The 12,920-nt window shown below is 65.9% G+C and carries 12 protein-coding genes; all 12 read right to left on the bottom strand.

What is annotated here, in order from left to right; translation table 11 throughout:
• Positions 1-125: 125 nt before the first annotated feature.
• The 12 genes from ACH2A7_RS11830 to ACH2A7_RS11775 all read right to left on the bottom strand — a co-directional run bounded on the left by ACH2A7_RS11830 (position 126) and on the right by ACH2A7_RS11775 (position 12,829).
• Positions 126-962, bottom strand: a complete 837-nt coding sequence (locus tag ACH2A7_RS11830) for a triose-phosphate isomerase (protein WP_394962138.1) — start codon at positions 960-962, stop codon at positions 126-128.
• A gap of 30 nt (positions 963-992) precedes the next feature.
• A complete protein-coding gene (locus ACH2A7_RS11825; RefSeq protein ID WP_394962137.1) occupies positions 993-2,147 on the bottom strand; it encodes a ketose-bisphosphate aldolase in 1,155 nt (384 codons plus the stop codon).
• A gap of 10 nt (positions 2,148-2,157) precedes the next feature.
• On the bottom strand, positions 2,158-3,309 hold the full coding sequence (locus ACH2A7_RS11820) for a class I mannose-6-phosphate isomerase (RefSeq protein ID WP_394962136.1): 1,152 nt from the start codon (positions 3,307-3,309) through the stop codon (positions 2,158-2,160).
• On the bottom strand, positions 3,306-4,586 hold the full coding sequence (locus tag ACH2A7_RS11815) for a glucose-6-phosphate isomerase (protein WP_394962135.1): 1,281 nt from the start codon (positions 4,584-4,586) through the stop codon (positions 3,306-3,308). Before ACH2A7_RS11815 ends, ACH2A7_RS11820 begins: the two co-directional genes overlap by 4 nt.
• A 176-nt stretch (positions 4,587-4,762) precedes the next feature.
• Complete coding sequence (locus tag ACH2A7_RS11810) at positions 4,763-5,482, bottom strand: sulfite exporter TauE/SafE family protein (RefSeq protein WP_394962134.1); 720 nt, start codon at positions 5,480-5,482, stop codon at positions 4,763-4,765.
• Between the two features lie 8 nt (positions 5,483-5,490).
• A complete protein-coding gene (gene nagA / locus ACH2A7_RS11805) occupies positions 5,491-6,645 on the bottom strand; it encodes an N-acetylglucosamine-6-phosphate deacetylase (protein ID WP_394962133.1) in 1,155 nt (384 codons plus the stop codon).
• 25 nt (positions 6,646-6,670) lie between these two features.
• Positions 6,671-7,489 carry a glucosamine-6-phosphate isomerase gene (locus ACH2A7_RS11800; RefSeq protein WP_394962132.1) on the bottom strand — a complete coding sequence of 273 codons (819 nt, stop codon included), beginning with the start codon at positions 7,487-7,489 and terminating at the stop codon, positions 6,671-6,673.
• A gap of 46 nt (positions 7,490-7,535) precedes the next feature.
• Positions 7,536-8,201: a response regulator gene (locus ACH2A7_RS11795; RefSeq protein ID WP_394962131.1), complete on the bottom strand. Its 666-nt coding sequence runs from the start codon at positions 8,199-8,201 to the stop codon at positions 7,536-7,538.
• Positions 8,198-9,730: a sensor histidine kinase gene (locus ACH2A7_RS11790; RefSeq protein WP_394962130.1), complete on the bottom strand. Its 1,533-nt coding sequence runs from the start codon at positions 9,728-9,730 to the stop codon at positions 8,198-8,200. Before ACH2A7_RS11790 ends, ACH2A7_RS11795 begins: the two co-directional genes overlap by 4 nt.
• Before the next feature lie 142 nt (positions 9,731-9,872).
• The gene (locus ACH2A7_RS11785; protein WP_394962129.1) at positions 9,873-10,946 is read right to left on the bottom strand and encodes an ABC transporter substrate-binding protein; all 1,074 of its coding nucleotides are present in this window, start codon (positions 10,944-10,946) and stop codon (positions 9,873-9,875) included.
• A gap of 315 nt (positions 10,947-11,261) precedes the next feature.
• Positions 11,262-12,053, bottom strand: a complete 792-nt coding sequence (locus tag ACH2A7_RS11780) for an ABC transporter ATP-binding protein (RefSeq protein ID WP_394962128.1) — start codon at positions 12,051-12,053, stop codon at positions 11,262-11,264.
• Positions 12,029-12,829, bottom strand: a complete 801-nt coding sequence (locus ACH2A7_RS11775; RefSeq protein WP_394962127.1) for an ABC transporter permease — start codon at positions 12,827-12,829, stop codon at positions 12,029-12,031. Before ACH2A7_RS11775 ends, ACH2A7_RS11780 begins: the two co-directional genes overlap by 25 nt.
• Positions 12,830-12,920: the final 91 nt, after the last annotated feature.

Below are 12,920 nucleotides of genomic sequence, written 5' to 3'. Positions count from 1 at the left end.
GGGTCCGCCACCGTGGTGCCGGGGATGAACACGTCGGTGGTATCCGGCAGTTCGGCGCTCATCAGGCCGTGGCCGTACTCAAAATCCAGTTTCATTGGCGTTTCCTCCTTATCGCTCGCCGGGCCTTACTCGCCCAGATACTTTTGGATGATCTCCAGGTACTCGTCGGGGTAGAAGCCGATCTCGCCGGAAAAACGGGTGAGGGCGATGAGGCCGCCGTCGATCTCGGGGATGGAGGCCAGCATCTCGGCGTTGTCGCTCTTGAGGCCGCCGCCGTAGACCACCGGCACGCCGCCGGTGCGCTCCTTCACGAAGCGGGCGATCTTCTGGATGTAGGGCTTGTCCGCCGGGGTCTTGCCGGGGCCGATGGACCAGATGGGCTCGTAGGCGATGACCACCTGGCTCTTGTCCACGCCGGCAAGGCCGACGTCCAGCTGCTCGCCCAGCACTTCCTGCCAGCGGTCCTGCTCCTCGCTCTTTTCGCCGATGCAGTAGAGGACTTTCAGCCCCCGGGCGGTGGCGGCTTTGATCTCCCGGTTCAGCAGCCGGTTCACCGCGGCGGTGTCGGTGACGCCCGCCTCGGCCAGGATGCCGTTTTTGTCGTTTCGCTCCTCGCAGTGGCCGATGAGCACCCCGCCGCAACCCAGGGCTTTGGCGATGGAGGCGGGCCGATTGGAGGTGAAGGCGCCGAAGTTGCCGCCCACGGCGGTGTCCTCCCGGAAGACGCTCTGGCAGCCCACCTTGACGGGGCTGTTTTCACACAGCGCGGCCGCGGCGTTCAGGATGTGGGCCTCGGGGAAGAACTGCACGAACTCCACTTTTTCGGGGTCGTATTTCTTCAGCCCCTCCTGGGTGCCCTTGACGATGGCCTCGGCCCAGCCGGCCACCGGGGCCAGCCGGTTCACGCCGCCGTACTCCACCGGCACGTCGAAGCGCTTGAGGTTGAGAAAGATGTACTTCATAGTCAGCGTCGCTCCTTTTCTTCTTCCGGGTCAGATGCCTTCCTTGCGGTAGCGCTCGGCCATCTCGTCCAGGGTGACCCGCTCCACCAGCGGGGCCTTGCCCACGCTGCCGAACTCCACGATGAGGGTGCCGATGACCTCCCGCACGCCCTTCTTGATGCAGTCCACAATGGCGGCCACGTCCTCGTCGGGGATGGTGCCGTACATGACGGTGTCCATGATGGGGGGCAGGAACACCCGGGGATCGAAGGCGCTGCGGTTGGCCTCCAGCAGCTGATAGATGGGGCCGATGGACGCGCTCTCGCGCAGTTCGGGGCGGCTGGCGAACAGCTCCTTCATGTTGCGGGTGACGGCCAGGCGGATGTCGGTGTCCACGTTGATCTTGGCGATGCCGCAGCGGGCCGCCTCCTTCAGCTGGGCCAGCTCGATGCCGTAGGCGTTCTGGATGTCGCCGCCCAGGTCGTTGATCTCCTTGACGATGTACTGGGGCACGGTGGAGGAGCCGTGGCTCACCAGGGCGCAGAAGATGCCCTCGTGCAGCAGGCACTCCTTGGTGGCGATGGCGATCTCCTTGCGCAGCTTGGCGCCCTTGCCCTTGTTGGCGCCGTGCATGGTGCCGTAGCTGATGGCCAGGGCGTCCACCTTGGTCTTGCGGATGAACTCCACCGCGTCCAGGGGGTTGGTGTAGGTGGAGCCGGCGCTGAACACATGGTCCTCCACGCCCGCCAGCACGCCCAGCTCGGCCTCCACGGAAACGCCCCGCTCGTGGGCGTACTTCACCACCTCGCGGGTGAGTTCGATGTTCTCCTCAAAGGGCAGGGAGGAGCCGTCGATCATCACGCTGGTGTAGCCGCCGGCGATGGCCGCCTTGCAGCTTTCAAAATTGCGGCCGTGGTCCAGGTGCAGCGCCACGGGGATGGGGCTGTCCTCGCCGTACTTTTTCACCGCCGCGCCGATGTTGGCCGCGCCCTTGATCTTGTCCTCCAGGGTGGCGTTCATGAAGTCGGTGCGGCCGCCCATGAAGCCGTTGGCCAGGTCCGCGCCCTGCAGGATGGCGGCGGAGCGGAACATCTCGTGCACCTCGATGGCCGCCTGGGCCTGGGCCACGGCGTTCACGTTGAAGGCGCCCTGGGCGTAGTGATAATTCTCGGTGGCTTCCAGGATCGCGCGAAGGGGTACCAGCATAGTTTTTACCTCATTTCTTTTGGTCGGGCGGGCGCGGGGCCCGCGGTGGCTGTGCGCCGCGGCAGGGCGGCGCGTTCCGCGTGTGTTTTGTCAGGGCGAGGGGGGGGATGCACTCCAGCACCGCCAGTCCCTTGCCCGTTGGCGTGAGGGTGTACTCCCCCACCCCGGCGGGCACGAACACCTCGGCGCCCTGGTGGAGCGGCAGGGTCACGCCGCCGCCGGAAAGTTCTCCCCCGCCCTGTTCCACCAGCAGCACCCGGAAGGCGGGGTTTTGCCGGGGGCAGGGGCCGGTGAGGGCCAGCCGCACAAGGCCGAAGCAGCAAGTGGCGGCGGGGCCGACGAGGGTGGTCTCCACCCCGCCGGGCACGGCCCGGCGTTCGGGCCGCAGGAAGTATCTCTCCCGCACCGCCTCCCGGGGGGCGGCACAGGAAAAATCGAAGCAGTCCAGCAGGGCGTCCATCCCCGCGCCGCCGTGGAGGCTCTCGGGGGGCAGGCGGCTGCCGTCCGGGCGGATATACTCCGCCCGCAGGGTGATGTCGGTGGGCTCCTGTATCTCCGCCACCAGGCTGTTCGCCCCCATGGCGTGAGGCAGGCCCGCCGGGATGAAAATGACATCGCCGGGGGCGATGGAAAAGCGGTGGAGGCAGCCCAGGATGGCCGCCGTGTCCTGTTTTTCGATGAGGGCGGCGAACGCCTCCCGGGTCACGCCGGGGCGAAAGCCCGCCCAGACGTACGCCTCGCCCTCGGTGGCCAGCACATACCAGGCCTCGGTCTTGCCGTGGGGCCAATGGAAGTATTTTTCGGCCCTGGCCCTGTCCGGGTGGGCCTGCACCAGCAGCCGCTGGCTGGAGTGGAGCAGTTTTAGCAGAAAGCCGGGGTCGGCCCCGAAGGCCGCGGCGTGTTTTTGCCCCAGAAAGGCCGCCGGGTCCCTTTGCAGCGCTTCGGCCAGGCAGCCGCCGCCGTCGGCGGGCAATATGTACGAGCGGCTGTCCGCCGCGCCGGGCAGGGTGGACTGCACCGTGCTGGCCACCCACATCTGGCTGGCCCCCGGCGCGGACCCCCGGGGAAGGCCCAGGAACTCGTCGATCATTTCCCCGCCGGGCAAAAGGTAGTTCACCCGGTTGGCGGCCAGGCGGAAGGGCCGGCGGGCCAGGGGGTTCATCTGCCCTTGACCCCGCCCTTGCCCAGGGCCGCGAACATGCTGCGCTTATACTCCTCCACGCCCTCCTGGTCGAAGGGGTTTACCCCCAGCAGCCGGCCGCTGAGGGCGCAGGCCACCATGAAGAAGTAGTACACAAGGCCGAAGGTGCGCTCGTCGATGCGGGGCAGCCGCAGCACCACGCAGGGCACCCCGCCGGCGGCGTGGGCGTGCAGGGTGGCCTTCTCCGCCGCCCGGTTGATGTTGGCGAAGTCCATGCCGTCCAGGTAGTCGAAGCCGTCCTTGAAATCGGGGTCCGGCTCGATGACCACCGAGGCGCCCGGATCGTCCACCGACAGGAAGGTCTCGGTGAGGATGCGCAGGCCGTCCTGCATGTACTGGCCCATGCTGTGCAGGTCCTCGGAGTTGATCATGGAGGCGGGCAGCATGCCTTTCTTGTCCTTGCCCTCGCTCTCGCCGAAGAGCTGCTTCCACCACTGCTCGGCCCGGAACAGCCGCGGCTCGAAGGCGGTGAGCATCTCCACCCGGAAGCCCCGCAGCCAGAGGGCGTGGCGCACCGCGGCGTACTCGGCGGCGATGCCGCCCTCGGTTTTTGCCAGCAGCTGCTCCATGGCGCGGCCGCCCTCCAGATAGGCGTCCACGTCCAGGCCCGCCACCGCCAGCGGCAGCAGCGCCACCGGGGTGAAGGCGGAGTAGCGCCCGCCCACCCGCAGGGGGAAGTGGAGGAAGGTGCAGCCGTTCTCTTTGGCGATCTCCTCCAGGCGGGAGCCCACCGTGCCGGTGAGGATCACCCGTTTGGCCATCTCCTCTTTGGAGTAGCGCTTTTCCATGGCCGCCCGCAGCACCCGGTAGTGGCTGCCCGGCTCCAGGGTCTCAAAGTTCTTGGCGATCACGTCGATGTAGACGCTTTTGCCCTCGATGGCCTGCAGCACCCGGGCCACCTCGCAGGCCGACAGGGTGTTGCCCGCGTAGACGATCCGGGGGCCGCCGGGTTTTTGGATGGCCTCGATCATGGCCCGGGCGGCCTGGTTGGAGCCGCCCACCCCCACCAGCACGAACACCTCGGCGTTTTGGCGGATCTCGGCGGCCTTTTCCTTGATGAGGTCCAGCTGGCAGGCGGCCTCGGCGCAGTGGAACCAGCCGGTGACCGGCCAGTCGCCGTCGTCGGGGCCCAGGGCGGCCAGCCGGCGATACTCCGCCTTCGCGCTCTCCAGCGCCGCGTCCACGTCGCCGGGCTCGGTCATGCGGCGGGCAAGATCGACGTCCAGATTCAGATTCATACACGTCCCTCCCTTATTTCGCGGGCCGCGGCGCGCCGCGGCCACAATCTCGTCCAGTTTCCATTATACGGCAGCGGCGGCACAATTGCGAGTATGAAAAAGCCTCATACTCGCAAAACGGGAAAAATCCCCCGCGGCACGCCGCGGGGGAAAGGGGCAGGCTTTGCCGCCGGCTTTCAGCCAACGATGAGGATGTACAGGCCCATCACCAGCATGAACAGGTACACCAGCAGCTTGATGCGCTTCATGGGCAGGGTCTTGAACACCGCCAGGCCCGCCGCCGTGCCGATGCCCAGCCCCGCCAGGGCGGCGCCGCTGCAGGCGATGACCTGGGCGTTCACGTTGCCCATGAACACATGCATCACCAGCAGCCACACGCTGATGAGGATGAAGAACATCTGGGTGGTGGCGGTGTACTCCCGCTTGTCCTTGAAGGCGGCCAGGTAGTAGATGACGATGGGCGGCCCGCCGATGCTGAACATCCCGGCGGACAGGCCCGCCACCGCCCCGGTGATGAGGCCGGCGGCCACGGTGGGCCGGATCTTCAGCTTTTCGGAAAAGGCGAGGAAGTAGACCGCCAGCACCATCAGCGCGCCGCCCAGCAGCCGGCGCAGCACCGTGTCGGAGGTGCCGGACATGATCTGCAGGCCCAGCCAGTTGGTGACCAGGGCCACGGAGCCGGGCACCAGCAGCTGCCGCCAGTTCACAAAGCGCCAGTAGCGCGCGGCGATCACCACGCAGAGCACCAGCGCCGCCGCCAGTTCCACCACCAGGGCGGTCTTGTAGGGCAGGAACAGCGGCCAGAGGGCCATCACGGTGACGGCGTAGCCAAAGCCGGTGGAGGCCTGCACAAAGCTGCCCGCCACCGAGATCAGCGCCACCAGCACCAGCGTCATCGCCGCGCTCATCGGGCGGTGTAGACCGTGCGCCCGCCCACGATGGTGCGCAGTACGGACAGGTCGTCGTCCAGCACCACAAAGTCGGCGTCGCAGCCCGGGGCGATGCGGCCTTTGCGGGACATACCCAACAGATCGGCGGGGTTTTCGGTGAGCAGGGGCAGCACCGTCTCCGGCCCCTCGCCGGTGAACTTCACCAGGTTCTTCAGCGCCTGGCCGGTGGTGAGGGTGCTGCCGGCGCGGGTGCCGTCGGAAGCGAGCTTCGCGTCGCCGTCCTCCACCACCACGTCGTTCACCCCCAGCTTGTAGTTGCCGTCCGGCAGGCCGGCGGCCATGATGCTGTCGGTGACGGCCACCACCCGGCCGCAGCCCTTGCACTTGAGCAGCATCCGCACGCTGCCGGGGTGCAGGTGCCGCCCGTCGCAGATGGCCTCGCAGTACACGTCGCTCTCCAGCACCGCGCCCATGATGGCCGGCTGGTGCTGGTGGAACAGCCGCATGGCGTTGAAGGTGTGGGTGGCGCTCACCGCGCCGTTCTCGATACACTCCATGGCGGTGTCGTAGTCGGCGCCGGAGTGGCCGATGGCCACCTTCACCCGGCCGGCGATGGCCCGGATCATCTCGGGCACGCCCTCCACCTCGGGGCTGACGGTCATGTACTTGATGGCCCCCTCGGCGGCGGCCTCGTACTTCTCAAACAGCTGCGCCGAGCCCTTCTGCAGCAGGTGCTCGGGCATGGCGCCCTTGTACTGGCTGGCCAGGAAGGGCCCCTCCAGATGCACGCCCAGCAGCTGCGCCCAGTCGCCCTGCTCCTTCATGGCGGCCTTGGCCTGGTCGATGCACCAGAGGGTCTGCTCGGGGGTGTCGGTGAGCACGCTGCACAGCCAGCCGGTGGTGCCCTGGCTGGCGAAGAAGCGGCCGATGGTGCCGTTCAGCTGGGCGGCGGTGGCGGCGTTCACGTCCACCCCGGCGCCGCCGTGGGTGTGGATGTCCAGAAAGCCGGGGGCCAGCCGCCGGCCTCCAAGGTCCAGCCGGGGGCAGTCTTCCGGGGCGTCCACCCGCTTTGCCAGCTGGGCGACGCGGCCCTTTTCCACAAAGATCTCCCGGGGGGTGAACCGGTGGCCGGTGTAGACCCGGGCGTTGGTGATGACAAGCTGTTCCATATTCGTTTCCCTTCCCTGCCCCGCTTTAGAACGGCTGCTGCGCGGCGTTGGCGTTGACGATGATCATGGCGTCGGGGTGGCGCTGCACCAGGGTGGCCGGGAAGTGGGCCGTCACCTCGCCGTAGGCCGCCTGGCGCACCACGGCGCGGTGCCAGTCGCGGAAGACGCCCAGGCGGATCTTTTTGGCCGCCAGGATCTGCTTCATGCCGATGGTCACGCACTTGCGGGGCATGGCGTCGATGGCGCCGTTGTAGTCGCCGATGGCGTTGGTGGTGCGGGTCTCCCGGCTGATGGTGAGCACCCGGGTGGGCAGCTCGGCGAACTGTTCGGGGGTCAGTTCATCCTGGGCCTCGTTGAAGGCCAGGTGCCCGTTGATGCCGATGCCGCCGAAGGCCACGTCCACGCCGCCAAGGCGCTCGATCACCCGCTGGATGTTCTCGGGGTCGTGGGGGTCGGGGAAGATGCGCTGGCTCTCCGGCATCAGCAGTTCGGGGTCGATCTTGGTGTAGACGGTGCGGTCCATGAAGCCGCGGAAGCTCAACGGGTGGCTCTTGTCCACCCACTCGCCCTCGTCGGTGAGGTACTCGTCCATGTTGATGAACCAGCAGTTTTTCAGGCTGATGCGGTCCCGGTTGACCAGCCGCACAAAGATGGGGTACTGGCCCACGGGGCCCACCGGGCAGATGAAGACGGTGTGTTTGCCGGCGGCGTTGTTCTCTTTGATGGTGTTCACCATCTCCATGGCGATCTCATAAAAGACCTCGCCGGAATCGCCCAGCTTGAGAAGGGGGATCCTGGCGTCTTTGCCCAGGTCCTCGGCGCTGATGTGGAAGTATTCGTACATGACGGTTCTCCTTTCTCTTTGGAACAGGGCGCGGCGCGCCCCGGCGTTAAAACAGGTGGGATATGTTCAGCTGGCGGATCATCTCCACGATCTCCTTGGTGCGGGTGCAGCCGAACTTGTGCAACAGGCCCTTGATCTGGGTCTTGACGGTCACCACCTCCACACAGCGGATGGCGGCGATCTCCTTGACCTTTTTGTCCTGCAAAAGCAGGCGCACCAGCTCCCGCTCGGTGCTTGTGAGCTGGGAGACGTTGTTGATGAAGAACAGCAGGCTCTGCTCCGAGCGGCGCAGGCGGTTGTACTCCCGGATGACGGTGGACTGGATGCGGGCGCTCAGCATGGGGTTGCCGCCCGCCGCGGCCCGGATGTGGGCCAGCACCTCCTCGTCGGAGGCGCCCTTGACGATGTAGTCCACCGCGCCGGTGCCCATGGCGGTGAGGATCATGCGGTCGGTGTCGTGGGCGGTGAGATAGAGGATGAGCCGGTCGGGGTCGGCGTCGTGGATGGCCTCGGCGGCCTGGATGCCGGCGGAGACGTTCTCCATCTCGATGTCCATCAGGATCATGTCGCTCTTGACGTTTTTGGCCAGTTCCACGATGGCGGCGCCGGTGGACGCCTGGCCCACCACCTTCATGTCCGGCTGGGCGTTGAGCAGCTCGGACAGGTCCTGCCGCAGCAGGTCGAAATCGTCGGCAATGAGAATGGTGATCATGGTTCTTCCCGCCCCTCCTTTGTCCGCTTTTGCCGCCCGGGCACATAGCGGGGCAGCATCACGGTGAAGGTGCTGCCCCTGCCCTCGCTGCTTTTGATCTGCAGGTGGCCCAGGTGGCTTTTCACGATCTGGCGCACATAGTAAAGGCCCATGCCCCAGTTGGTGTTGGTGTTGCGGCTGGTGTAGAAGGGGTCGAAGATCTTTTTTTGTTCCGCGCGGGAGATGCCGGGGCCGTTGTCCCGCACGATGAAGTCCAGCCACAGCCGCTCGGGCTGCACCAGCAGCTCCACCCTCGGCGCGCCGGTGGCCGACGCCGCCTCCCAGGCGTTGGTGAGCAGGTTATACAGCGCCTCGGCCATGTGGGTGCGGTCGGCCAGCACCAGCGCGTGCACGCTCTGGTGCGCCTGCACCTTCGCGTCGGGGTATTTCTGGGCCAGCCGCTCCAGGGCCGACGCCACGATCTCGCCGCTGTCCACCGGCACCAGGGCGATGTAGCTGACCTTGATGGAGCGATAGAGTTCCTCCATCCGCTCCAGCATGGAGGCGTTCATCTCCCGCAGGCATTTGGCCCAGGCCCGCACTTTTTCCAGATCGGGCTCGGGGTTCTCCAGTTCCTGCTGCAGCTTTTTGTGGGCCACCCGGGCGGCCAGCAGCTGGTTTTTGATGCTGTGCACGAACACCGACGCCCCCATGGAGGCGGTGTCGAACTTGCGCCGGAGGCGGGTGTCCTCCTGGGCCTCCGACTGGCTCAGGCGGCTGTAATGGATCATGTTGAAGGTGCCCAGCACCACGAAGAAGACGGTGCAGGCCGCCAGGGGCAGCCAGCTCCAGCCGCTGGAAAGGGCGGTGCGCAGGTAGTTCAGCGAGCCCAGGCGGATGTATTCCGAGACGTAGAAGTTGTAGATCTGGCCGGGGTCCTGGATGGCGTACATGCCGTAGAGCACGGTGATGCTCACCAGCGCCAGCACCACCAGCCGGCTGCTGCGCTTGAAGTAGGGGGAGGTGGTGGCGAAGTAATCCTGCAGCAGCAGGGCCACGGCGGCCAGCACGCTGGCGGCGATCCACCACAGGCAGACCCGCCGCATGAGCACCAGCATCCAGAAGCGGCCCCCCACCACCCAGCGGAACACCGGCGGCCAGTAGTAGACCAGCAGGGCGGCGGTGCCCAGCAGGTGCAGCGCCCGCAGAACGGTCTCACGGCGGCGCACCCAATGGAGGTTGGAGTGGTAGATGCCCAGACACAAGAGGAAATAGGGGAACAGGCTGCGCCCCAGGGCCACCATGTAGCCCAGGGTGCCCAGGGGCACGGGCAGCCCCTGCAGCCACAGCTGCAGGTGGGGCGAGAGGAAGAGGAACAGACGCTGGGCGGTGTTGTAGCCGCCCATCTTGGCCACATAGGTGACCACCCCGCACATCATCACCACAAAGCTGGCGCTCAGCCCGCACAGGTAAAAGGACAGCACGTCCCGCCGGTTGGCGGCCACCGCCACCGTGGCCAGGGCCATCAGCACCAGCACCAGCACCAGCATGGGCGCCCCCTCCTTTTCCCCTTTTATCACCATTATAGCACATTCGCCCGCCGCCGGGGCATTTTTGTTTGGCGGCGCAAAAAAGGGGGGCATAAAGCAGCCTTTATGCCCCCTGTGTGCTTTTTATGCGGTTGTGGGAAGATCAGGCGCCGTAGGTGGCGTCCACAGCCTCCTGCATGACGTCGAACAGGATGTAATCCTCCACAGGCACTTCCTCGGTGATGCGGCCGGCGTCGATGAACACCTTCTGCTGGTTCTGGTAGTAGTTCTTGACGGTGCCGTCCTTCAGGCCCTGGGCGATGAACTCACCGGTGAGCCAGTTGCCCTCGCCCACGCAGTCCAGCATGGTCTGCTCGTCGGCCTTGCACTGCTTGGCCACCCACTTGGCCACCTCTTCGATGTTGGCGGCACGGTAATCCTGGGCCTTCAGCAGCGCGCGGCTGAAGCGCACCAGCACGTCGTGGTTGGCATTGGCGAACTCCTCGGTGGTGATGAAGCTGGAGGGGAAGGTGACCTGATCAACGTAGTCGTTGTTGGTGGCCAGGGTCAGGGCCTTGTCGCCCAGCGCGTTGGCGATGGTCAGGGTGCTGGGGCTCCAGGTGGCGCAGGCATCCACGCCGCCGCTCACCATGGCGCTCACCATGCCGTTGGCGTCCATCTCCACCAGGGTCACGTCGTCCTGGGTCAGGCCGGCGGAAGACAGGGCCAGGTTCAGGATGATCTCGGCGGAGGTGCCGCTGGACACCGCGATGGTCTTGCCCTTCAGGTCGGCGATGGAGTTGATGCCCTTCTCGGTGTTGGCCACCACGGCGTCAGCCAGACTGGTGCAGTCCAGATGGAAGATCTTGGCCTGACCCTCGATGCACAGGGCATGAGCGCCGTGACCGATCTGGGAGATGTCGATGTCGCCGGAAGCCATGGCGGCGATCTCCTGGGGGCCGCCCTGGAACTCGGTGAGGGTGACGTTCAGGCCCATCTCCTCAAAGTAGCCCATGTTGATGGCGGTGGCCAGCAGGCTGTTGGAACCCATGTTGGGCATGTAAGCCACCCGCAGGTCCACGGTCTCGAACTGCTCGGCGGGCTCGGAAGCCGGGGCGGACGCGGAGGCGGGTTCGGAGGCCGGAGTGGAAGCGGGGGTGCTGCTGGGGGTGCTGCCGCAGGCGGCCAGGCTCAGGGCCAGGGCGCCGGCCAGCACAAAGCTGACGAGTTTTTTCATATGTTCTTTCCTCCAATTTGTATGGACCTGCGGGGTGGACGCCACCCCGCTGTTGCGGCGGGGGAACGCTTCTCCCCCGGCTTTGACTGTCTCCAGTATACGCGAAGACAGGGGCCTTGAAAAGTATGAAATATTCTCATACTTTTCCGGAAACTTTTTGGGCTTTTCGCCCAATGCGTCCCGGCCGCCCTTGTGGGTTCTGCCGGGGGATCTTCCCGCCCCGCCTTTCATTTGTAACCCCGCTGTAACGGGCCGGCGGCGCGCGAAACGCCCCCGGGCCGCGGGGCCCGGGGGCGTGTTTCGCGGATGCCGCGCTTATTTGCGCACTTCCAGATACTCCTGGTACACCTGGCTCCAGATGTAGTTCTTCAGCTCCAGGAAGCGGGGGCTCATCTTGGTCTCCTGGTCGCGGGGATAGGGGATGTCGATGTCCACGATCTCCTTGATGCGGCCGGGGCGGGCGCTCATAATGACCACCTTCTGCCCCAGGATGATGGCCTCGTCCACATCGTGCGTGATGAAGAAGCAGGTCTTGCGCTCGGTCTGCCAGGTGTTGAGCAGCTCGGTCTGCAGCTGGGTGCGGGTCTGGGCGTCCAGTGCGCCGAAGGGTTCGTCCATCAGCAGCACCTCCGGCTCGGCGGCGTAGGCGCGGGCGATGGCCACACGCTGCTTCATGCCGCCGGACAGCTCCTTCGGGTAGTGGTTGGCGAACTTCTCCAGGTCCACCATCTTTAAGTACTTGTCCACGATGGCGTCCGCCTCGGGGCCCTTGATGCCCCGCATGGCCAGGGCGAACTTCACGTTCTTGCGCACGGTGAGCCAGGGGAACAGGGCGTACTGCTGGAACACCACGCCGCGCTCGGGGCCGGGGCCCTCCACCTTCTTGCCGTCCACATAGACGTTGCCGCTGGTGGGCTCCAGCAGGCCGGCGATGATGTTCAGGATGGTGGACTTGCCGCAGCCGGAGGGGCCCACCACCGTGATGAACTCATTTTCGTGGATGTCCAGGGTGACGCCGTTCAGGGCGATCATCTCGCCGGTGCGGCCGTTGAACTTCTTGACGACGTTGTCGATCTTGACCTTTACTGCTGCACTGTTTCCTGCCATCCTGTGAGCCTCCTCTCTAAGAACCGCACCAGCTTCTCCATGGAGATGCCGATGATGCCGATAACGATGATGCCCATGAGCACGGTGCCCATGTCGTAGTAGCCGCTGGCCTTCTGGATCATCATGCCCAGGCCCTCGGATGCGCCGGTGAGCTCGGCGGCCACCAGGGTGGTCAGCGCGGCGGACAGGCCCAGCCGGGCGCCGGTGAGGATGAAGGGGGTGGAGGCGGGGATGACCACCCGGAAGAAGATGTCACGGTCGGACGCGCCCAGGATGCGGGCGGCCTTGATGAGGGTGACGTCCACGTTGCACACGCCCTGGTAGATGGTGACCACCAGCACCAGGAAGCAGGCGATGAAGATCACGATGACCTTGGAGGGCTCGCCCACGCCGGCGCCCACGATGATCAGGGGGATGTAGGCCAGGGGCGGGATGTTGCGCACGAACTGGATCCAGGGCTCCACCACATGCCGGAAGGGGGCGTACCAGCCCATCAGGAAGGAGACGGGGATGGCCGCCACGAAGGCCAGGCTGAAGCCCGCGATCACGCGGAAAAGGCTGTGGCTGACGTGATCCCACAGCAGGCCGCTGGACGCCTGCTTGATGAGGCTCTCCAGCACCTCGGGGGGAGTGGCGAACACGACGCCGCCCTTTTTGGTGTGGGAGATCACGACCCAGAGCAGCAGCGCCGTGACCAGCGAAATGATGAGCCAGACCCAGTTGGGAATGGACGCTACGAACTTGGAAAAGCCGGTTTTCTTTTTCGAACTGAACATAGCGGGTTTTCTTCCTCCTTTTGCAAAGATAGCGCGGCGCGGACACCCGCGGCGCGGCGCGTCATTTTCTATCCTTAGGCTACCATCAAAT

This window comes from Candidatus Allofournierella merdavium (genome assembly GCF_944382735.1).
GTDB lineage: Bacteria > Bacillota > Clostridia > Oscillospirales > Ruminococcaceae > Allofournierella_A > Allofournierella_A merdavium.
The sequence above is the reverse complement of the archived record's forward strand: the minus strand, read 5'-3'. Positions and strand labels throughout refer to the sequence as shown.